The organism is Marinobacter sp. UBA3607, from assembly GCF_002375525.1.
Classification (GTDB): Bacteria; Pseudomonadota; Gammaproteobacteria; order Pseudomonadales; family Oleiphilaceae; genus Marinobacter; species Marinobacter vinifirmus.
In genome coordinates this window covers 1-20741 of the sequence record NZ_DFLY01000027.1, presented here as the reverse complement: position 1 = coordinate 20741, position 20741 = coordinate 1, and the positions used below count along the sequence as shown (strand labels likewise).

General features: G+C 56.2%; 20 protein-coding genes. 2 read left to right on the top strand and 18 right to left on the bottom strand.

Features of this window, described 5'->3' with window-relative positions:
* Nucleotides 1-2: 2 nt before the first annotated feature.
* The 13 genes from B2589_RS10515 to murJ form a co-directional block, all read right to left on the bottom strand.
* The gene (locus tag B2589_RS10515) at nt 3-461 is read right to left on the bottom strand and encodes a type IV pilin protein (RefSeq protein ID WP_286816547.1); all 459 of its coding nucleotides are present in this window, start codon (nt 459-461) and stop codon (nt 3-5) included.
* Complete coding sequence (locus tag B2589_RS10510; RefSeq protein WP_286816546.1) at nt 458-3673, bottom strand: pilus assembly protein; 3216 nt, start codon at nt 3671-3673, stop codon at nt 458-460. The genes B2589_RS10515 and B2589_RS10510 overlap by 4 nt, the downstream gene beginning before the upstream one ends.
* Nucleotides 3670-4047 carry a hypothetical protein gene (locus tag B2589_RS10505; RefSeq protein ID WP_286816545.1) on the bottom strand — a complete coding sequence of 126 codons (378 nt, stop codon included), beginning with the start codon at nt 4045-4047 and terminating at the stop codon, nt 3670-3672. Before B2589_RS10505 ends, B2589_RS10510 begins: the two co-directional genes overlap by 4 nt.
* A gap of 37 nt (nt 4048-4084) precedes the next feature.
* Nucleotides 4085-4615, bottom strand: a complete 531-nt coding sequence (locus B2589_RS10500) for a pilus assembly PilX family protein (protein WP_286816544.1) — start codon at nt 4613-4615, stop codon at nt 4085-4087.
* A complete protein-coding gene (locus tag B2589_RS10495; RefSeq protein ID WP_286816543.1) occupies nt 4606-5367 on the bottom strand; it encodes a PilW family protein in 762 nt (253 codons plus the stop codon). The genes B2589_RS10500 and B2589_RS10495 overlap by 10 nt, the downstream gene beginning before the upstream one ends.
* Nucleotides 5368-5876: 509 nt before the next feature.
* Nucleotides 5877-6383 carry a type IV pilus modification protein PilV gene (pilV, locus tag B2589_RS10490; RefSeq protein ID WP_286816542.1) on the bottom strand — a complete coding sequence of 169 codons (507 nt, stop codon included), beginning with the start codon at nt 6381-6383 and terminating at the stop codon, nt 5877-5879.
* 47 nt (nt 6384-6430) lie between these two features.
* Nucleotides 6431-7012, bottom strand: coding sequence for a GspH/FimT family pseudopilin (locus B2589_RS10485; RefSeq protein WP_286816541.1), 582 nt, complete (start codon nt 7010-7012; stop codon nt 6431-6433).
* Between the two features lie 180 nt (nt 7013-7192).
* A complete protein-coding gene (gene ispH, locus B2589_RS10480) occupies nt 7193-8146 on the bottom strand; it encodes a 4-hydroxy-3-methylbut-2-enyl diphosphate reductase (protein ID WP_286816540.1) in 954 nt (317 codons plus the stop codon).
* 2 nt (nt 8147-8148) lie between these two features.
* Complete coding sequence (fkpB, locus tag B2589_RS10475) at nt 8149-8601, bottom strand: FKBP-type peptidyl-prolyl cis-trans isomerase (RefSeq protein WP_058341551.1); 453 nt, start codon at nt 8599-8601, stop codon at nt 8149-8151.
* 5 nt (nt 8602-8606) lie between these two features.
* Nucleotides 8607-9131: a signal peptidase II gene (lspA, locus tag B2589_RS10470; RefSeq protein ID WP_286816539.1), complete on the bottom strand. Its 525-nt coding sequence runs from the start codon at nt 9129-9131 to the stop codon at nt 8607-8609.
* Nucleotides 9131-11950, bottom strand: a complete 2820-nt coding sequence (ileS, locus tag B2589_RS10465; protein WP_286816538.1) for an isoleucine--tRNA ligase — start codon at nt 11948-11950, stop codon at nt 9131-9133. The genes lspA and ileS overlap by 1 nt, the downstream gene beginning before the upstream one ends.
* Nucleotides 11951-11983: 33 nt before the next feature.
* Nucleotides 11984-12952, bottom strand: coding sequence for a bifunctional riboflavin kinase/FAD synthetase (gene ribF / locus B2589_RS10460; protein WP_286816537.1), 969 nt, complete (start codon nt 12950-12952; stop codon nt 11984-11986).
* A gap of 120 nt (nt 12953-13072) precedes the next feature.
* Nucleotides 13073-14662, bottom strand: coding sequence for a murein biosynthesis integral membrane protein MurJ (gene murJ / locus B2589_RS10455; protein ID WP_286816536.1), 1590 nt, complete (start codon nt 14660-14662; stop codon nt 13073-13075).
* A 267-nt stretch (nt 14663-14929) separates the two neighbouring features.
* Here murJ and rpsT point away from each other — a divergent pair, with 267 nt between their 5' ends.
* A complete protein-coding gene (gene rpsT, locus B2589_RS10450; protein WP_022987757.1) occupies nt 14930-15199 on the top strand; it encodes a 30S ribosomal protein S20 in 270 nt (89 codons plus the stop codon).
* Nucleotides 15200-15274: 75 nt separating this feature from the next.
* Here rpsT and proB read toward each other — a convergent pair whose 3' ends face one another.
* The 4 genes from proB to rplU form a co-directional block, all read right to left on the bottom strand.
* Nucleotides 15275-16399 carry a glutamate 5-kinase gene (gene proB / locus B2589_RS10445; RefSeq protein ID WP_199458099.1) on the bottom strand — a complete coding sequence of 375 codons (1125 nt, stop codon included), beginning with the start codon at nt 16397-16399 and terminating at the stop codon, nt 15275-15277.
* A 26-nt stretch (nt 16400-16425) separates the two neighbouring features.
* Nucleotides 16426-17619, bottom strand: a complete 1194-nt coding sequence (cgtA, locus tag B2589_RS10440; protein WP_199458100.1) for an Obg family GTPase CgtA — start codon at nt 17617-17619, stop codon at nt 16426-16428.
* A gap of 136 nt (nt 17620-17755) precedes the next feature.
* Nucleotides 17756-18016 (bottom strand): 50S ribosomal protein L27, encoded by a 261-nt coding sequence (gene rpmA, locus B2589_RS10435; protein WP_022987754.1) that lies wholly within the window; start codon nt 18014-18016, stop codon nt 17756-17758.
* A gap of 35 nt (nt 18017-18051) precedes the next feature.
* Complete coding sequence (gene rplU / locus B2589_RS10430; RefSeq protein WP_094625716.1) at nt 18052-18363, bottom strand: 50S ribosomal protein L21; 312 nt, start codon at nt 18361-18363, stop codon at nt 18052-18054.
* A 241-nt stretch (nt 18364-18604) separates the two neighbouring features.
* Here rplU and ispB point away from each other — a divergent pair, with 241 nt between their 5' ends.
* On the top strand, nt 18605-19573 hold the full coding sequence (gene ispB / locus B2589_RS10425) for an octaprenyl diphosphate synthase (RefSeq protein WP_286816535.1): 969 nt from the start codon (nt 18605-18607) through the stop codon (nt 19571-19573).
* Nucleotides 19574-19718: 145 nt separating this feature from the next.
* On the opposite strand, the gene B2589_RS10420 is transcribed toward ispB, so the two are convergent.
* Entirely contained in the window at nt 19719-20705 is a 987-nt protein-coding gene (locus tag B2589_RS10420) for a glutathione S-transferase family protein (protein WP_286816558.1), read from the bottom strand.
* Between the last annotated feature and the right edge of the window lie 36 nt (nt 20706-20741).

The following is a 20741-nucleotide window of genomic DNA, read 5'->3' as shown; positions in this document are numbered from 1 at the left end:
TTCTACTTTTTCCAGCTAGTCTCGCCGGTATCAATAGAGTTATCGTCGTCCCTGTCCCAGCGTCTGATGCCCTGACTGTTAATATCCAGAAATCCATCCCCGTCCTGAGCATTCACCGGGGTTGCCTGCACCACGAACGCTGAATCTGAAGCGCTTGTGATAGTCAGGTTATAGTATGCGGTTCCTCCACCGTCGGGAACCTGATCGTAGTAGATGCTGGGGGCACCGGTATCTCCGCCGCTTGGCCCGGCGCCCTTATAGGTATTGTTAGCCGTAAAGTGCCTCTCCATCGCTGCTGCGAGCCCCATCAGGGCCGATTGTGCCTCGGCCCTTCGGGAAGCTTTAACATGCTCTTGGTAAGAGGGGTAGGCCACTGCGGCAAGAATGCCGACAATGGCTACCACGATCATAACTTCTATCAAAGTAAAGCCTTGATTAGCTCGACGACCAAATCCAATCACTCAACTTCCCTCCAGAATGTTTGAGTAAAGGTATTGCTGTTCTCTACTTGCTCACAGTTTGTACCAACACAGATGAACGCACTCTCTTCTGTTCTCAGCAGTTTTGGAGACGGTGGTATACCGGGGGCGGTCACATCCTTGCTGCGATCACTCTTTTTAAGATCGTCAACCCCATCTAGACCATCATAATTACGGACCGGTCGTCCATCACGCAGCAGAACCGAGTAGAGACGTGAACGCCCCGTTGACGGAGCACACGCCGACAAAGCCGCTGCAGGTTCATAGGTAGTGAATGTTGCTACGCCATCAACAACAATGCTTGATGACAGCATTTTTTCACCGCTGTTCTCGAACTTGAGCATCCAGCCACTAGCACTCGCCAAACTTTGCTCCGCTGCATGCTTCTCCGAATCGTTACCCTCACCGATTTTGTTATCAGTTATGTCAAAAAGATCGCTTTCAGTATGAGTTGTATAGCTCACAGTACCCGTCGAATCGGCCGGTGCCCCGTATAGTGATGGAATCCGTAGCATGTACGCGCGATCTTCAATCACCTTGTTTAAAGGATGAGCATGGTAGCCGGAACCAATCACTAGCGTCAGGTAACGCTTGCCCCAATAACTGCTGATCGAAAGATCCGGAGTGTGATAAAAACGTCGCGCATTCGCCAAATCATCACCTGCAAAGTCTGCAATAGGGCCGCCGGTGGCGAAGCTGTCCACAGAGTTCCCGTTATTCAGGTCAAATCGCCATACCTGGCCGCCCATGTCACCGACGTAAACCTGGTCAGCAAGACCATCGCCATCGATATCAAGCACTTTTGGAGATGCCGGAATGCTGTACTTCATCTTTTCGAGCTTAAGATTCGCAGTAGAACCCTCTTCCTTGGGGCCAGCCCACCACAACCGCTTGCCTGTTTCAGCATCGACGATGTAAAGCGCACGGCCCATAGCATCTTCGCTACGAGTACGGGCATTATCCTGCCCAGCGTCATAGCCACCAGCAAAAAACAGTACATCTTTAACTGTCCCATCGAGATTAATTCTGCTTTTTACAGGTGTAGACCAACTTTGGCCAAGCTCTGAAAAATCACCAGTACCACCAGAAATATGCCACATAGCTTTCGGCTTTGCCCTATCCGTCACATCCAGAGCATAGTAGCTACGACCACCCCGCCGCATGCCCGTATACAGATACACATGATCGCCATCAGACGCATCAATGGCACCTCTAGGGTTTTTAACCCAACTGACTATAGACCCGTCCATACCGTAGATGCGATCGGCAACAGTAGCACTATTATCCATAAGAGTTCGCTGATTCTTCAGCAACTCTGCCGGCATGAAGGCGAAATGGGACTCACCGGTTTTGCCGTTAATAGCATGCACGTAACCCTGATTATCGCCAAAAAACACAGCCGTATCCGGGCTAGCCTCGGTGCCACCATAAACAATCAGCTTTGGCTCTGAATGAAGCGGATCCGAGACAAACTTACGAGCATCGTTGGTTTGGTTATCACCATCCTCGTCCTTGACATCCTCACCACGAATCCAGCGTATCAACGCCTGTTGCTCAGGATCCGTCATACTGCTATCGCCCAATAGCGACTTTGTCAGAGAGTCAGTATTGGACGTAGAAATAAGGTTACCGCTAGCTGTCAGATCCTTTCCGCTAATCCAGGTATAAACATTTCTGCTATCTGTTGCATCAGGGAGTTTTGTACGTACTCCACCCGCAGTTACAGATTTACCATCAGGAACTGAAGCCCACCAGCTTTGCGCGCCGTCTTTAAAGAAGCCAGTGACGGGATCAATTGCTTCGTTACCATTAGCATCCACAATCTTTCCGCTATCGGAAATTTTGTAGCGCTTCAAGTTACCTTCCCAGAGAGGACGGGTGTCCGGTTCGAAAACCGAGTAATAAAGTGCATTGAAATGATTTAGGCGGTTAAAGGAGTTCACTGCGATGCCAGGAGCAACGAATGTGCTGCTGGTTTCAAGAACGCTTCTTACGATGTCATCAAACGCGCCCGCTAATTGCTGCGCATCGGTCGCTTTGTAATATTTTCCGCCTCCAGCTTTTGCAGTCATACCCAGCAAAGAACCCGGAGCGTCTTCAGAAAATCCGACCGTATAAGTCGTTACGTTCTGAACTCCCTTATGCGCGCCAGACATATCATTATTTCTCATGTATCCCGCGATTTCATCGAGACAATTACCCTCACAGTTTCCTATTACACTCTCAATAGAAGTCTCATGGTTACGATCTTTCGTCGGATCTCCATCGGTTAACAGAACAATGTTGTTCGATTGACACTCGAGTTCTATCGGGCTCTTATAAGAATTGCCGTCCATAGCATTACTGGCTTGACTCGAAGTTTGGCTGAGAAACGGACTGCCACCCTCAAAATATCGTTTGGCACCAAACAGAGTTTCTGAAAGAGGGGTGTTAGTATCGGTCCCCAGTGCATCAACCGCAGCCTTAAAATCAGCATGGCTTTCTGAAACCGGGCGGACTGCCTCAAGTATCACGCCACCCTCGCCGCGATACTGATTATTGGGCCAGCCACCTTTCGGGCCTACCGTGTCAAACGCCATCAGCCCAATATTTACGCCGGTAATGGTGTCAGCAAGATCTCGGGCGACGCCCTGCATAACTTCCAGGCGAGTCATTTCTACAGTTCTATCACCGCTATTTTGCCAATTCAGATAGTTTCCGTAATAGAAATCCCTGAGCGTGATATCTCTTTCCCAGTTGATTTTAATATTGTTATCAGCCTCACAACCAACATCCTGATCCAAAATAAAGAGCCTATCAAAATCAACCCAGCCACCAAATGTCTTACGTTTGTATGCCATCCGATAGCTTTTAAGAACACCAACCTCAGGAATGCGCGCCTTCATATCCTCACATTTTAACTGGCTTTCACTAAAAGAATCATAATTAGAAGGCGACCCATAATAAATACGATCAGAATTATAACTGCCAGAGTATGTCTTTGACGGATTATAAACGGGATCTGATGGCACTTTAATGGTGACCATAGCATCCATACTCCCGGAATTATCCAAGATGAAAAGGAGGTTAGGTCGGATACTGGTGCTCTCGGTATTGAAGAATATCTCAGTATCATCCGCAACTGTCACAGTAGAACTAAGTGCCATAGAAAAGCCAAAAATGAAAGCAGCCAACCTTCCTGTGTAAATCTTCATTTTTCACCCCCATTACGGGTTTGGAAATACTTAATACGGTTTACTTTTGAGGTCGATGCGTCATAGAAAACAGTTCCAGGGCTATTCCTGTATTTTTCGCTGACGACGTCTGCAGGCAGGCTTTCACCTCCGGCGCTAAACCTGATATCTTGTGCTGGAAAGAGAGTTCTGAACTCGCACCCGTCACACTCCTGAAAACGAACCTCCACCACTCCAGACGCATCTGAATAAACGACTACAACTTTTGGAGACTCTACCGCCTGTTCCCCAATTGTTATCTCTTTATATACAAATGCCGTAGGGGCCTCCTGTGCAAAAGAAACCTGTACAACAAGCGCACTTAACAAAATCAGTACTTTTATAAGGTAACTCATAAGTTCACCTCTGGATGATATTTCCAACAAAATGCTCTTAGTAGAAAACAACGCTGACACCACGAATCACCTGACTTGTGGCGCCCGTGCCCGTCACTGAGGCGTCTCCGATGATCTCGTAGCGTTGGCGAAATGTTTCTATGTCCTCTCCAAACGAATGCCCCTCTATAAGAGTAGCCTCTCCTAAATATCTCAATTCCGCTGTCGCCACCTTGCCAGAGCCGGCACCACTGTATGCCTGTGGGGTTGTTGCAACACGTATACCTGCATCCAGGGCATCTAGAGCCAACTTCCATTCTGCTGAACTGGAATCCATAGGCTCCAACTTCCGAAAAAGGTCCTGACTCGCGGCCTCGGCAGCAAAAAAGGCCTGACGAGCATTCTGTGCGTTTGCAGACATCCGCTCCTGGAGGATCGAGGTATTCATGCTTGCCAACCCGATCACGGTAATGACTAACAAAACTACCAGACTAATAATCAGCGCGGCTCCTCGCTGACCGGTTCCAACCTTGGCAACACCTGAAAAACGAAGTGCTTCCGACTTCATATCGCTTTTAATTAGTTGCATGGATCACCATCTCCACTGTTTTCGTCTGCAGTTTCCCATTCCCACAGCCCCGTCGTTCCGAGCTGCTTGAATTCGCCACATCTCCGGTTCCGGATATCCAGCGTACTGACAAACGCTTTGCGCAGTCGCCTGTCTGAAGGATGCTCCTGTTGGCCAGGCGCCGGGTTACTGGCGACAAAGATCGCGCCAGGCAGTTCGTATGACTGGCTGTCATCCTGCTGCAATACATTACCCGGAGCACTTACCAGCAAACCAACACGAATGACCACTACATCCTTCCAGTCGGTAGCACCCACACCTGAAGCGTCAACGTAATTAATGGTGTTACTGCTGGGATCCGTTCGCAAACCGTACTGAACCTTCATCGCTTCTACTCCCTCCACAAGCTCCTCGCGCTGAAAGCTTGGTGTTGCGCTGTCAGGAAAGCTGTTTGAGGCTCGATAAAGGGCGGTAATATTGTTTCCTTGATCGTCTACTCGGCCAGTATCTGCAACAAAGAAAACGATACTCGCCAGTGAATAAATCTCTGCGTCTTCGTCTGCCGCATAAGCAATTGACAAACTGGAGTTGCTATTTGCAGTTGTTGCATGCTCCAAGAATTTATTGGCACCCGAAGGATTATTCGTCATCCGAAACACATCGGCAAACTCACAACTGGCAATCATCAGCAAGGAGCCAGAACTGAATGCAGCACTCGCCCCAAAAAGCCCATCGGGATCATCTATTGGTATCGAACCAGTTGCGCTTCCCATGCCGGGACTCCTGACTGTAGCGCTGAGCAACCTCGCCCTTTGCACCATTAGCACATCACTACCAGGCAACGCGTCGTCCTCGATAATGCCAAGATCTTCAAAATCTGTTCCACTATCCCAGCTAGACTGAGTTGATGCAGTTACCTGCCACCCCCTCAACCCGGAGTTATAGAGATACACGTTATCTTCGCCAGATGCAGGCGTAAGGGATGGAGGGGGGTTGTGCGCAACAACACGAATTGGAACAGTGTAGCTATCGGAGCAACCCTGATAGCCAGCCATTCGAACTTCATGCGATATTATATCCAGCCCGATACGCCCAGACTCCTGAATCCGGGCGAGTGACTCTCCAACCCGCGTGGTTCGCATTGAATCCGTGTAGACAATAAAAATACCGAGTATGAGAGTTACGCTCAGAGCGAGCGCTATCATCAATTCTACGAGCGAAAGACCAATCTGGAATGAGATAGAACCTGACTTGGAAAATGTGGTGTTACGCTTGCAATTACTCATAACGTAAACTCGACGACAGTTTGTTGGTCTTCTGTAGATATGGAATCCTTAACCTCACTCCATCGATCTTCCTTCCACGTGATTGTGATCGTAAACACGTTGCCTGCGTTGGTTGCACCTCCGCCACCTGATATTTCCCCCTCTCCCCCAGGTAACATCGCCATGCTTCCGTTAACCCCTTCTACCTGCTGCTTCCAAGCATAAAGATCAGCAGCAACCCGCTCGCTCCCTGTGCAACCAGATTTACCACAGCTTGCAGCGCTTGCTGTTTTCGTTTTTAATCCGTCATAACTGCCGGCAATAGCTTCCGCAGAGTTTGCTCTCATACGGTCAGCCATATCGTAGGCAAGAATTGTTGCTTGCGTCCGTAAAAATGCGCCTTGGTTGTTTTTGAGACTGCCCACCGTCAAACTGGCCATACCCAGCAAGCCAACAGCCAATACAAGTACCGTCACCAAGATCTCTATCAAGGTCATTCCGCGCTGTCTGTTCGAGAATGTCACCTTATTCTCCTTCCGTTTCGTCATAGCGCTGTTCTCGAGCCGTTGTTTTAACACTTAAAATCGACTCCTCTATGATCTTCACGATTCCCACTACTATCTCGCGCAGCATCCCGAACCTGACCGGACACCGATACGATAAGCCCACGGGCTTCGCTCGCCCCAAATGAATCGCATAATTTGAACGTTATGGGATTACCGCCAGCGGGAGCTCCATCACCTGTGATTGCGACAGATATCGAATTAAACTGCGTACTATTGCCGGTTTTAACGCTAAGATTTATCCCGTTTGGCAAAGGGCCAATGACCTTTAACAAAGGCTCGCCGCTGTCGAATGCTCCATTGCCGTTGGAGTCTTGAACAACAAGCCACCCCACGCTCCAATCGGCGTTGTTCGTGCAGCCAGCACCATCGTTTGATGCACAAAGCAGCACGGACTCTCCCACGTTTTTAACTGATTCGCTGCGCGCATACGCAACCAACCCTTTGAGTTCGTTGAAAGCCCCTGTAGTGCGATTTCGGGTAACCATATCGCTCATCGCAGGTATGGCAATAGTTGCAACGATTGCGATCACTGCAACAGTGATTACCAACTCAACCAACGTAAAACCGCTGTCGCTCCGGACACGCATAAAGCAAACCTCTTATTATCTCAAAATCAGCTTACGAAACTCTGCAGAGAACACCTACCGCTATACGACAAACGGTGAAAAACCGGGCGTGAGCGGTAGCCAGACAACAAAAAAGCGTGATCGAAATCACGCTTTTTTGTTGTCTGGACAGATCGAGGATCTTGTTAGCAACTAATGGCGCTATCCCACATTCACCGCTTCAATCCGCAATTCCTTAGGCATAGAAAACACAATATTCTCTTCCCGTCCAGCAATCTCATGCGGCTCTTCCCCACCCAACTCCTTCAAGCGGCTAATCACATCCGCCACCAGCACTTCAGGCGCGGAAGCACCGGCGGTCACACCCACCGCGGCCTTTCCTTCCAGCCACTGCTTGTCGATTTGCGATGCTTCATCAATCAGGAAAGCCGGGGTGCCCATGCGTTCCGCCAGTTCCCGCAGGCGATTGGAGTTGGAGCTATTGGGAGAGCCCACCACCAGCATCAGATCACAGTCACCGGCCAACTGCTTGACCGCATCCTGCCGGTTCTGGGTGGCGTAGCAGATATCGTCCTTGCGGGGGCCTTCGATATCCGGGAATTTGGCGCGCAGGGCGTCGATGACACGGGCGGTGTCGTCCATGGACAGGGTGGTTTGGGTTACGTAAGCCAGGCGGCTGGGGTCTTTTACTTCCAGTTTCTGGACGTCGGCTTCGTCTTCCACCAGGTAGATATCGCCGCCGTTGCTGTGGTCGTACTGGCCCATGGTGCCTTCCACTTCCGGATGACCGTGGTGGCCGATGAGGATACACTCACGGCCGTCGCGGCTGTAGCGCATAACTTCCATGTGGACTTTGGTGACCAGCGGGCAGGTGGCGTCGAACACTTTCAAACCGCGGCGGGCGGCTTCGTTCTGTACCGCCTGGGAGACGCCGTGGGCGCTGAAGATTACCAGCTTGTCGTCGGGCACTTCGTCCAACTCGTCTACAAAGATCGCGCCGCGCTCCCGCAGGTTGCTCACCACAAACTTGTTGTGAACCACTTCGTGGCGCACGTAGATGGGTGCTCCGAATACGTCCAGCGCGCGGTTTACAATTTCTATGGCTCGGTCTACGCCGGCACAGAAGCCACGGGGGTTAGCGAGTCGGATTTGCATAGTCAGTGTGTCGGCCCTGCTGGTTCAACGTCGATAATCTGCACTTCAAACTGAAGTGTATGCCCTGCCAGCGGGTGATTAAAGTCCACATCCACCTGGTCACCTTCCACCCGTTTGACCACGCCGGGCAGTTCCTGCTGGCGCGCGTCGGCGAAGGACACCACCACGCCGGGCTCCAGCACCATGTCGGCGCTGAATTCGTGGCGTTTGAAGGTCTGCACGTTACTGGGGTTGTGCTGGCCGAAGGCTTTTTCCGGGGGAACTTCGAAGGTTTTGTGGTCACCGGCTTTCAGGCCCACCAGGTAGGCTTCAAAGTTTTCCGGCAGGTTTTCGTCGCCGATTTCCAGGGTAGCCGGTTCTTTGTCGAAGGTGGTGTCCACGGTTTCGCCGTCTTCAAACTTGAGGGCGAAGTGCAGTTTTACACGGGTTCCCTTGTCGATGGGCAGTTCTTTCATGGCAATCAGTTGCTCCTGTCGGCATTGCCGCTGTCGTCAGCGGGTTTGCGGAATGCGTCGATGATCATCATGGCAGCGCCGATGGTGATGGCGGTGTCGGCCAGGTTGAAAGCCGGGAAGTGCCAGTCCTGCCAGTAGAAATGCAGGAAGTCCACCACGTAGCCATGCACCACCCGGTCGTATACGTTGCCGAGGGCACCGCCGAGGATCAATACGATGGCGATGGCGGTCCAGGTTTCATGGGCTTTGAGTTTTCTCAGCCAGCCTGTCAGCACCACGCTGACCACAACAGCCAGGGTCACGAAGAACCAGCGCTGCCAGCCGGCGGCGTCCGCCAGGAAGCTGAACGCGGCGCCGGTGTTGTGCAGCAGGGTCAGGTTGAAACTGGGCAGCACCGGTACCGGGTTACCGTAGGTGAGCATGGCGGTGGCCATGGCCTTGGTGCCCAGGTCGATGGCGACCACCAGTACTGCCAGCCACAACCACTTCAGTTTGCTGCCTGCCCTGCCCTCAGTCATTACCGCGTCCATCAGGCGTAGGCGCGGGTTTCGCCCGGGCCTTCCACGTTGGTTACGCAGCGGCCACACAGGTCGCTGTGCTGCTCGTTCTGGCCCACGTCTTCACGATGGTGCCAGCAGCGCTCGCACTTGGCGTGGGAAGCCGGGGTTACTTTCACCAGCAGGCCTTCCACGTTGGTTTGCTCCACGCCGGCCGCCTCGCTCACCGGCTTTACGGTGGCTTCGGAGGTGATCAGCACAAAGCGCAGCTCTTCACCCAGGTGGTTCAGGCGCTCGGCCAGGCTACCTTCGCAGTACAGGGTCACTTCGGCACTCAAAGAGCCTTTGATTTCGCCGCGGGCACGGGCTTCTTCCAGGCACTTGTTGACGGCTTCTTTCACAGCGTAGATTTCACGCCAGTAGTCCCGGCCCAGTTCGAAGTCTTCCGGCAGAGCGGTCAGGCCGTCGTACCAGGTTTCATAGAACACGGTGTCGCCACGCTCGCCCGGCAGGTGCTGCCAGATTTCATCGGCGGTGAAGCTCAGGATCGGTGCAATCCAGCGCACCAGGGCTTCGGCCACGTGGTAAAGCGCAGTCTGACAGGAGCGCCGCGCCAGGCTGTCGGCCTGGGTGGTATACTGACGATCCTTGATGATATCCAGGTAGAAGCCGCCCAGAGTGGCCTCACAGAAGTTGTACACCTTCTGGTAAATCCGCAGGAAGGCATAGTTGCCGTAGTCTTCGTGCAGTTCGTTCTGCAGCTGCAGGGCACGGTCGACCATCCAGCGGTCCAGGGCAATCATGTCTTCCGGCGCTACCATGTGCTGTTCCGGATCAAATCCGGTCAGGTTGCTCAGCAGGAAGCGGGCGGTGTTACGGATACGGCGGTAACCGTCTGCCGTCTGGCGCAGGATGTCCTTGGAGACGGTCATCTCGCCGCTGTAGTCGGTGGCGGATACCCACAAGCGCAGGATGTCGGCACCCAGTTCGTTCATCACTTCCTGGGGGGCGATCACGTTGCCCATGGATTTGGACATCTTGTGGCCCTTGCCGTCCACGGTGAAGCCGTGGGTCAGTACCTGCTTGTACGGGGCCACGCCGTTCATGGCGATGGAGGTTTTCAGGGACGACTGGAACCAGCCACGGTGCTGGTCAGAGCCTTCCAGGTACATGTCGGCCGGGAACTGACCCAGCTCTTCGCGTACCCGGAGTACCGAGTCGTGGGTGACGCCGGAATCAAACCAGACATCCAGGGTATCCAGTACTTTTTCGTACTGGTCGGCGTCTGCGCCCAGCAGTTCGTTCTGGTCGATGTCGTACCAGGCGTCGATGCCGCCGGTTTCCACCACCTCGGCCACTTTCTCGATCAGCGCCTGGGTGTTCGGGTGCAGCTCCTGGGTTTCCTTATGGATAAACAGCGTGATCGGCACGCCCCAGGTGCGCTGACGGGAGATACACCAGTCCGGGCTCTGCTCAAACATGGCTTCAATACGGTTCTGGCCCCAACTCGGCACCCAGCGGACGCCTTTGATCGCTTCAAGGGCATCGGCACGCAGGTTGAGCTTGTCCATGCTGATGAACCACTGCGGCGTAGCCCGGTAGATCAGTGGGGTCTTGGTGCGCCAGCAGTGCGGATAGCTGTGGCGGAATTTCTCGGCCCGCACCAGCTTGCCTTCACGCTCCAGCGCGGCACAAACCGGCTCGTCGGCCTTGTACACGTGCACACCGGCAAACTCGCCGGCCGCCTCGGTGTAGGTGCCGTCGGCTTTTACCAGGTTGATGGTGCCAATGCCGTAGGCCTTGCCTACTTCAAAGTCTTCCATACCATGGTCCGGCGCGGTGTGTACGGCACCGGTACCGGCGTCCAGGGAGACGTGGTCGCCCAGCAGCACCGGCACCTGCTTGTCGTACACCGGGTGGTGCAGCAGCTGGTTTTCCAGGGCAGAACCGGCCACGTTGGCCAGCACCTTGTAGTCTTCCACGCCCCAGCGAGACATGATGCCCTGCACCATGTCGGTGGCCAGGATCATGCGCTCGGCGCCGTGGCCCACATCTACCTGTACCAGTGCGTATTCGATATCGGCACCGATAGACACCGCCTGGTTGGCGGGGATGGTCCAGGGGGTGGTGGTCCAGATCACCAGGGAAACATCGCCCTCGCCTTCGCTGGTTCCGAAGGTTTTCAGCACGGCGTCCTGGTCGACGGCGGTGAAACGCACGTCGATCTGGGTAGAGGTTTTGTCCTGGTATTCAACTTCGGCTTCTGCCAGTGCGGACTGACCAACCACACTCCAGTAAACCGGCTTGAATCCACGCACCAGGTGGCCCTTGGCCACGATCTTGCCCAGCGCCCGCACGATGCCCGCTTCTACTTTCGGGTCCATGGTCAGGTAGGGCTTGTCCCACTCACCCATCACGCCCAGGCGAATAAAGTCGGCTTTCTGGCCTTCGATCTGCTTGGTGGCGTAATCGCGGCAGGCCTGGCGGAAGGTTTTGTAGTCCACCTTCACACCGGCTTTGCCGATTTCCTGCTCTACCTTGTGCTCGATCGGCAGGCCGTGGCAATCCCAGCCGGGCACGTAGGGCGCGTCAAAGCCCATAAAGCTGCGGGATTTCACGATCATGTCTTTCAGGATCTTGTTGACCGCATGCCCGATGTGAATGCTGCCGTTGGCGTAGGGAGGGCCATCGTGCAGGATGAACTTTTCCCGGCCTTCGCGCTGCTTGCGCAGGTTGCCGTACACGTTCAGATCCTGCCAGTGCTTGAGCATGTCCGGCTCGCGCTTGGCCAGGTTACCGCGCATGGGAAACGCGGTTTCCGGCAGATTCAGGGTATGCTTGTAGTCGCTCATGTCTTTGTGCGTACTCTTGGTTGGTCAGTTGAATCAGGTTTCCGGCGTGGCGGGGTTATCCGCCAGCCAGGCCCGGGCGTTGTCGAAATCCCGGGCGATCTGTTGGCGGAGTTCGTCAACAGAGTCGAATTTTACTTCGTCCCGCAGGCCATGGCGGAACACGACTTCCAGGTGCTGGCCATAAAGTGTGCCAGCAAAGTCGAACAGGTGCACTTCCAGCGACGGCCGCTTGCCGTCGACCGTGGGGCGCAGGCCGATGTTGGCTACACCATCGCACCATTCGCCGGTTTCCAGCCGGGCCCGCACCACGTAAACGCCCCGCAGTGCCGGCATCTGGTTCAGCAAAATGTTGGCGGTGGGCGCGTTGAGTTGCCGGCCTAACTGGCGGCCATAAACGATGCGGCCATGGATGCGGTAAGGGTGCCCCAGCAGGCGCTCGGCTTCTTCCAGGCCATTCACATTCAGGGCATTGCGTACCCGGGTACTGCTGACACGCTCGCCATCAACGGTCACTGTGCGGGTGTTTTCCACCGTAAAGCCCCGTTCCTGCCCCACGCTTTGCAACAGCCTGAAGTCGCCAGCCCGATCGCAACCGAAGCGGAAGTCGTCGCCCACCACCAGGTGGCGAACGCCCAGGCCGCTGACCAGCACATCTTCAATAAAGCCCATACCGGAATAGCTGCGGAAGGTTTCATCGAAGCGGATGCACAGCACCATATCCACGCCTTCGGCCAGCAGGGCCTCGAATTTCTGGCGGAACGGCATCAGCCGGGGTGGTGCCTCGGCACCCTGAAAGAATTCCCGGGGCTGCGGCTCGAAAATCATCACCACCGACGGCACGCCCAGCTGCGCAGCTTTCTGCTTGACCTGATCAATAATGGTTTTATGGCCCAGATGCACGCCATCGAAGTTGCCGATGGTGGCCACGCAGCCGCTGGCCAGCGGCGATCCCGCTTGCCCGGACAGGCGCTTAAGATTGGTCAGGCCTCGAATCAGACGCATGTACTGCGAACCTTAACTTGCCAGCTGGCTTTTTGGCGCACCGGCCAAAGAGGCGGTGCGCTGGTGAGAAAACGCGCGATTATACCCCATGCAGGGGTATGGTAGAAATCTTGCGGCAGCTTACTTCTGGCGGAATTGGCGAACCCGCACGCCCACCAGCGCCAGTGCCACGAAATAGGCCCCGACTCCGGCCACCACCAGAATGCCCATATCGGTTGCCCGCTGCAGGCCGCTGGCCGCCAGCCAGTCGGCTACCGGCACATTCAGCCAGAGCACCACCGCGGCCAGGGCGGCATTGGCCACGGCCAGCTGCACCAGGAACCTGGGCCAGCCGGGCTGGCTTTTCCAGGCGCCTTCCTTACGCAGCCCACGCCAGAGCAGATAACCATTCAACCAGGCCGACATGGATGTAGCCAGCGCCAGCCCGGCATGGGCCAGGGGCACGATTAACGCCAGGTTGAAAGCCATATTGGCCACCATGGCAATCACCCCGATCTTGACCGGGGTTTTGGTGTCTTCCCGGGAGAAAAAGCCCGGCGCCAGCACCTTGATCAGCATGAATGCCAGTAAGCCGGCGGAATAGGCCCGCAGACTCTGGGCGGACATCGCCACATCCCGGTCGGTCACTTCGCCGTAATGGAACAGGGTGGCAATCAACGGCTCCGCCAACAGCGCCAGCGCCACCGCCGCCGGAAGGCCGATCAGCAGAACGGCCCGCACGGCCCAGTCGAGGGTGGCGGCAAACTGGTCTTCCGAAGCTGCCGCGTGCTTGCGGGACAAGCTGGGCAGAATGACCGTGGCGATGGCAATACCGAATACACCCAGCGGCAGCTCAGACAACCGGTCTGAGTAATACAGCCAGGACACGCTGCCGGTTTGCAGGAACGACGCCAGCACCGTGTCCAGCAACAGGTTGATCTGGCTGACCGACACGCCGAACAACGCCGGAGCCATCAACTTGAGAATCCGGCTGACACCCTCGTGTTTGTAGTCCACCCGGGGCCTGGGCAGCAGGCCCAGGCGCATCAGGAACGGTAACTGGAAAAACAGCTGCAGGGCACCGGCGATGAAGACACCCCAGGCCAGTGCCATTACCGGCTCATCCATTACCGGAGTCAGGAAAATGGCGGCGGCGATCATGGCCAGGTTCAGCAACACCGGGGTAAACGCCGGTACCGCGAACCGGTCGTAACTGTTCAGGATGCCGCCGGCAAAGGCGGTCAGGGAAATCAGCAACAGGTACGGAAAGGTGATGCGCAGCATGTCGCTGGTCAGGGCGAATTTGACGTCATCATCCAGGAACCCTGGGGCAAACACCGCCGTCAGTACCGGCGCACCAAGCATGGCCACCAGCGTAACCGCCAGCAAGACCAGCCCGAGGGAGCCGGCCACTGCATCCACCAGGCGCTTTACTTCGGAAATATCCTGGCTTTCCCGGTAAGACGACAACACCGGTACAAAGGCCTGGGAAAACGCCCCTTCCGCGAACAGGCGACGCAGGAAGTTGGGAATCTTGAACGCCACGAAGAAGGCATCGGCCCCGGCACCTGCCCCGAAATAGCGGGCAATCACCATATCCCGTACCAGCCCCAGCACCCGGGACAGCATGGTCATAATCCCAACCACGCCGGATGAGCGCAGTAATCCCGGCGCTTTCGGGGGCTCCTGAACGGGGGGCTGTTGTTCTGTTGGTCGGGGTTCCGAAGACATGGTTTGAGCGTCCAGAATACCGGCTTCGGGCCGGGGTGGCGTTTCGGTAATCCACAAGGCGGGGCTTGTTGCGGGCCCGGGCCCCGTGAGACGATGCGGGAGTGTACCACAGGCCTCCGGAGCAGAGGGATTACCGGAGGCTTCGGCCTTGACATTTCGGGCGTTCAGCGGCATAGTTCCGCGTCATTTATTTCGACGCGCTGGTTTTGGCGCGCCCGCGATCTAAACATATTCGATTTTTTAGCAACGAATTTCAGGAGTTTTACGGTGGCAAATTCCCCGCAAGCCAAAAAGCGCGCTCGTCAGAACGAGAAAAACCGCAAGCACAACGCCAGCCTGCGTTCCATGGCACGTACTTACATGAAGAAAGTAGACGCCCAGATCAAAGCTGGCGACTACGAAGGTGCCCAGGCAGCCCTGAAGCAGGCCCAGCCTGTTCTGGACAGCATGGTTAACAAAGGCATCTTCGCCAAGAACAAGGTTGCTCGTCATAAGAGCCGCCTGAACGCCAAGATCAAGGCCCTGAAAGCTGCCTGATCCTTGCGCTCATAAAAAAACCGGCTTCGTGCCGGTTTTTTTGTGCCTGAAATCCGGCTGAAGCGCCGGAAAAGCCTAGACCACCACCAGGTTATCCCGGTGAATCATTTCCTCATCGGAAATATAGCCCAGCACCTCTGCAATGCGATCACTTGAGCGACCGGCGATTGCCCGGGCCTCGTCGGCATCGTAGTTCACCAGCCCCCGGGCAATTTCTTTACCGCTCAGATCTGTGCAGGATACCATCTCGCCCCGGCGGAACTGGCCTGTGACCGCTTTGACACCTACCGGCAGCAGGCTTCTGCCGCCCTGACGCAGCACTTTTACCGCGCCGTCATCCAGGGTCAGCCTGCCCCGGGTTTGCAGGTGGCTGGCAATCCACTGTTTGCGGGCAGCCATTCTGCCCTGCTCCGGCAGCAACAGAGTGCCAATCACATCGCCCTGGCGCAGGCGGGCAATGGCGTGTTCGATGCGACCACCCACAATCACGGTAAAGGCACCGGAACGGGCCGCCAGCCGTGCTGCCCGAAGCTTGGTAAGCATGCCACCACGCCCAAGGGCACCGGCACCGCCGCCGGCCATGGCATCCAGGTCCCGGTCTTCGGCTTTGCGCTCGGTGACCAGTTCGGCGTCTTCGTGTTTGCGGGGGTCTTTATTGAACAGGCCCAGCTGGTCGGTCAGGATGATCAGGCCATCGGCCTCGATCAGGTTAGCCACCAGCGCGCCCAGGGTGTCGTTGTCACCGAAGCGGATTTCGTCGGTGACCACCGTGTCGTTTTCGTTCACGATCGGCACCACGCCGTAATCCAGCAGGGTGCGCAGGGTGCTGCGGCCGTTCAGGTAGCGTTTGCGGTCGGAAAGGTCGTCGTGGGTGAGCAAAATCTGGGCGGTGTGAATGTCGTGGCGCTTGAACTGGGCTTCCCAGGTTTGCACCAGGCCCATCTGGCCCACCGCCGCCGCAGCCTGCAATTCGTGCAGATGTTGGGGCCGGGTTTGCCAGCCCAGACGGCTCATGCCTTCAGCGACTGAACCGGAAGACACCACCACCACTTCGACACCTTCGCCGATCAGTTCGGCGATCTGGTCAACCCACAGCCCAAGGGCTGCCACATCCAGCCCTTTTCCGTCGTTGGTAAGCAAGGCACTGCCGATCTTGATAACCAGGCGACGGGCCTTTCGGAGCTGGAGGCGTTCACTCATGGTAGCGGTACTGTCTCTTCAGATTGTTACTCGGGGGCGTAGACCACTTCAACGTCGTAATCGTCGTCGTCAAAGTCGTCATCTTCATCGTCTTCACGGGCGGCGCGGCGGGCCTTGCGATCTGCCTCGATCTTGGCACGGGCCTCTTCATCCATCCGGCGACGGCGGGCCGCTTCCTGCTCGGCGAAGTCCGGGTTCTCGGCTTCGGCTTCCGCCTGCTCTTCAATCCAGCGCATGACAGCCTGGGCCAGCGGCTTGGTGCCCTCACCCGTCAACGAGGAAATCCAGAACACCGGGCCATCCCAGCCAAGCTCGTCCACAATGGCCTGGCAGTGCGCCTCGCGGTCTTCTTCCGGCACCATGTCCACTTTGTTCAGCACCAGCCAGCGCGGGCGGCTGGCCAGGGTTTCGCTGAACTTTTCCAGTTCGTGGGCGATAGCCTTTACCGCTTCAACCGGGGAGGAGCCGTCATAGGGCGCCACATCCACCAGGTGCAACAGCAAGCGGGTACGCACCAGGTGTTTCAGGAATCGGATACCCAGGCCGGCGCCTTCAGCGGCACCTTCAATCAGGCCCGGAATATCGGCAATCACAAAGCTCTGGTGCGCCTGCACACTGACCACACCCAGATTGGGAACCAGCGTGGTGAACGGATAATCCGCCACTTTCGGACGGGCCGCGGAAACAGAGCGGATAAAGGTGGACTTACCGGCATTGGGCAAACCCAGCAAACCAACATCCGCCAGCACTTTCAGCTCCAGACGCAGGTTACGCAATTCGCCTTCAGAGCCTTTGGAGGTCTGGCGCGGCGCGCGGTTAACCGATGACTTGAAGCGAGTATTGCCCAGGCCGTGAAAACCACCCTGTGCCACTTTCAGTCGCTGGCCTTCCTTGGTGAGGTCACCCAGAACTTCGTGGGTGTCCATATCCACCACGGTGGTACCAACCGGTACCGGCAACACCAGGTCTTCGCCCTTGGTGCCGGTGCAGTTGCGGCCGGAGCCGGGCTCGCCGTTCTGGGCCTTGTGTTTGCGCTGGAAGCGGTAATCGATCAGCGTGTTCAGGGCGCTGTCTGCTTCCAGATAGACGGAACCGCCATCCCCGCCGTCACCGCCGTCCGGGCCGCCTTTCGGCACGTATTTTTCCCGCCTGAAACTCAGGCAGCCATGGCCGCCCTTGCCGGCTTCAACAATGATGGTGGCTTCGTCTACAAATTTCATACGCCAATTGCCTTTGCATAAACTAAAAAGCCCCGCAGCCTCATGGAAGCTTTGCGGGGCTCCGGATTCACCTGAGGGCTGATCAGATCAGCATATCAGGCAAACCCATGGTTCGACAGAACCGGATCGCCGCTGCTTACGCAGCCGGAACGATGCTTACGAACTTGCGGTTCTGCGGGCCTTTGGTTTCGAACTTCACCTGACCTTCCGCTTTCGCGAACAGGGTGTGGTCCTTGCCAATGCCTACGTTACTACCAGCGTGGAAACGGGTGCCACGCTGACGGATGATGATGCTGCCTGCAGTTACAGTCTCGCCGCCGTAGCGCTTGACACCAAGTCGTTTAGACTCGGAATCGCGACCGTTACGGGTACTACCTGCTGCCTTTTTATGAGCCATTACCAGCCTCCTTCATTAAGGGGTTATTCGAGGGCTTAGCCCTGGATACCCGTGATCTTTACTTCAGTAAACCACTGACGGTGGCCCTGACGCTTCATGTGGTGCTTACGACGACGGAACTTGATGATATTGATCTTGTCGTGACGACCGTGGCTAACCACTTCAGCGGTAACCTTGGCGCCTTCAACTACCGGAGCGCCAACTTTTACGTCGTCGCCGTTGGCAACCAGAAGAACACGATCGAACTCAACAGAGCCGCCGGTTTCAACTTCCAGCTTTTCCAGCTTCAGAGTTTCGCCTTCCTTTACACGGTGCTGCTTACCACCGCTAACAATAACTGCGTACATTCATAGTCTCCGCGATTGACCCATCCCTGCTCTTATCCACCTGGTTCTAAGGGAAGCGCTCTGGCGACCCTATTGCAGGGAGCGCAGGTTGGGATGAGTTGGGCGCGTGATTGTACGAAAAGCCGCCGGGCAATACAAGCCGGATTCCGGTTCAAGTTGACACTGTAGGCAGCAATACCTAGCATTGCCGCGACCTGCCCGAAAACTCAACGAAAACACCAGCAAGGGACGTTTCAGCCCGATGACAGCCCAGCGTATCCATGACACCGTGGCGGATGACTTCAGCCGCGTTAATGACCTGATTATCAAGCGGCTTGCCTCGGATGTCCCGATGGTGGAAAAAATCGCCCACTATATTATTGAGAGTGGCGGTAAGCGCCTGAGACCCTTACTGGTTTTGCTGTCCAGCCGGGCCGCGGGCTACGGCCAGGACGACCACCTGAAGCTGGCCGCGGTCATTGAATTCCTGCACACCGCCACCCTGCTGCACGACGACGTGGTAGACACCTCCGACATGCGCCGGGGCCGCAGCACCGCCAACGCCAAGTGGGGCAACGCGCCGAGCGTGCTGGTAGGTGATTTCCTGTATGCCCGGGCCTTCGAGATGATGGTGGAGCTGGAAAGCCTGCCGATCATGAATGTGTTGTCCCACGCCACGGCGGTGATTGCCGAGGGCGAGGTGATGCAGCTGATGAACGTGAAGAACCCGGACCTCACCGAAGACCAGTACATGGTGGTTATCCATAACAAGACCGCCATGCTGTTCGAAGCCTCTTCCCACACCGGCGCACTGCTGGCCGGAGCGAACCCGGAACAGGAAGCCGCCCTGAAAGACTACGGCAAGCACCTGGGCCTGGCATTCCAGCTGGTGGACGACGTACTGGATTACCTGGGCGATGCCGAAGCCATGGGCAAGAACGTGGGCGACGACCTGGCCGAAGGCAAGACCACCCTGCCCCTGATTTACGCCATGGCCAACGGCAACGACGAAGAGCGACAGCTGATTCGCCAGGCTATTCGCAAGGGTGGGCTGGATGACCTGCCGAAGGTTCTGGACATCGTGAAGGCCTCCGGCGCCATTGAATACACCATGGCCAAGGCGAAAGAGCAGGCGCAGATCGCGAAAGACCTGCTGGCCTGCCTGCCGGAGTCCGAGCACCGGCAATCACTGGAGCTGCTGACCGAAGTGGCTGTTGCCCGGGTCAGCTGAGTTGCCAGACTTCCGCACGCGGGGCTGGTAGGGCTTTCCAAAACACGCTGTAAAGACCTCCCTGTCCCGCTCGAGCTCCGCCATCCCTGGCTCCGCACGGTTTTGGAAAGCCCTACCAGCCCCGCGCGCTTACTTCTCAGTAAGCTCAGTTCAAACCATCACGCCCATGCGGCGAACTAAAATCCAGCTCCGGCCCCACCGGCACGATCTGGGTGGGGTTGATGGTGCGCTGGCTCACGTAGTAGTGCTGCTTGATCTGGCGAATATCCACCGTCTCTGCCACGCCCGGCACCTGATACAGCTCCCGCAAATAACCGGACAGGTTCGGATAATCCCGGATCTGCTGGCGATTGCATTTGAAGTGGCTGTAATACACCGCATCAAACCGTATCAGCGTGGTGAACAAGCGCCAGTCGGCTTCGGTGATCTGGCTGCCAGTGACATAGCGCTGGCTCTCCAGTTTCGCTTCCAGCCAGTCCAGTGATTCAAACAGCGCCTTGTAGGCCTCTTCGTATTTGTCCTGGGCGGTGGCAAAACCGGCCTTGTATACGCCGTTGTTGACTGTGTCGTATACCCGCTCGTTTACTGCCTCGATTTCACTGCGCAGACTTTCCGGGTACAGGTCCAGATCCGCGTTTACGCCTTCAAGCCCGTTAAAAGCTGAGTTGAACATGCGGATAATTTCCGCTGACTCGTTACTGACAATGGTTTCCCTCTGCTTGTCCCACAGTACCGGCACCGTCACCCGCCCCGAATAATCCGGCGCCGCCCGGGTGTATACCTGATGCATGAACTCTGAGCTGTACAGATGGTCCTGATGCTCCGCATCCCCGGGCCGGAATTCCCAACCGTTTTCCACCATATCCGGATGCACCACAGACACACCGATGTGCGGCTCCAGGCCTTTCAATTTCCGGAAGATCAGGGTTCGGTGCGCCCAGGGGCAGGCCATGGATACGTACAGGTGATAACGGCCGCTTTCCGCCGCGAAACCACCCTCACCCGCTGGTCCGGCGGAGCCGTCGGTGGTGACCCAGTTACGGAAGCGGGCGGCTTCCCGCTCAAACTTGCCGCCGGTTTTGTCGGTGTCGTACCACTGGTCGTGCCATTTGCCATCTACTAGTAAGCCCATGTGGGACTCCTTGTTTTTGGCCACGGAATCCATATA

What these genes read in the sequence shown, in the direction of transcription:
- B2589_RS10510 (WP_286816546.1), bottom strand. Translation starts at nt 3,673, where the DNA reads ATGAAGATTTACACAGGAAGGTTGGCTGCTTTCATTTTTGGCTTTTCT.
- B2589_RS10505 (WP_286816545.1), bottom strand. Translation starts at nt 4,047, where the DNA reads ATGAGTTACCTTATAAAAGTACTGATTTTGTTAAGTGCGCTTGTTGTA.
- B2589_RS10500 (WP_286816544.1), bottom strand. Translation starts at nt 4,615, where the DNA reads ATGCAACTAATTAAAAGCGATATGAAGTCGGAAGCACTTCGTTTTTCA.
- B2589_RS10495 (WP_286816543.1), bottom strand. Translation starts at nt 5,367, where the DNA reads ATGGGAAGCGCAACTGGTTCGATACCAATAGATGATCCCGATGGGCTT.
- B2589_RS10485 (WP_286816541.1), bottom strand. Translation starts at nt 7,012, where the DNA reads ATGCGTGTCCGGAGCGACAGCGGTTTTACGTTGGTTGAGTTGGTAATC.
- ispH (WP_286816540.1), bottom strand. Translation starts at nt 8,146, where the DNA reads ATGCAAATCCGACTCGCTAACCCCCGTGGCTTCTGTGCCGGCGTAGAC.
- fkpB (WP_058341551.1), bottom strand. Translation starts at nt 8,601, where the DNA reads ATGAAAGAACTGCCCATCGACAAGGGAACCCGTGTAAAACTGCACTTC.
- lspA (WP_286816539.1), bottom strand. Translation starts at nt 9,131, where the DNA reads ATGGACGCGGTAATGACTGAGGGCAGGGCAGGCAGCAAACTGAAGTGG.
- ileS (WP_286816538.1), bottom strand. Translation starts at nt 11,950, where the DNA reads ATGAGCGACTACAAGCATACCCTGAATCTGCCGGAAACCGCGTTTCCC.
- ribF (WP_286816537.1), bottom strand. Translation starts at nt 12,952, where the DNA reads ATGCGTCTGATTCGAGGCCTGACCAATCTTAAGCGCCTGTCCGGGCAA.
- murJ (WP_286816536.1), bottom strand. Translation starts at nt 14,662, where the DNA reads ATGTCTTCGGAACCCCGACCAACAGAACAACAGCCCCCCGTTCAGGAG.
- proB (WP_199458099.1), bottom strand. Translation starts at nt 16,399, where the DNA reads ATGAGTGAACGCCTCCAGCTCCGAAAGGCCCGTCGCCTGGTTATCAAG.
- cgtA (WP_199458100.1), bottom strand. Translation starts at nt 17,619, where the DNA reads ATGAAATTTGTAGACGAAGCCACCATCATTGTTGAAGCCGGCAAGGGC.
- rpmA (WP_022987754.1), bottom strand. Translation starts at nt 18,016, where the DNA reads ATGGCTCATAAAAAGGCAGCAGGTAGTACCCGTAACGGTCGCGATTCC.
- rplU (WP_094625716.1), bottom strand. Translation starts at nt 18,363, where the DNA reads ATGTACGCAGTTATTGTTAGCGGTGGTAAGCAGCACCGTGTAAAGGAA.
- ispB (WP_286816535.1), top strand. Translation starts at nt 18,605, where the DNA reads ATGACAGCCCAGCGTATCCATGACACCGTGGCGGATGACTTCAGCCGC.
- B2589_RS10420 (WP_286816558.1), bottom strand. Translation starts at nt 20,705, where the DNA reads ATGGGCTTACTAGTAGATGGCAAATGGCACGACCAGTGGTACGACACC.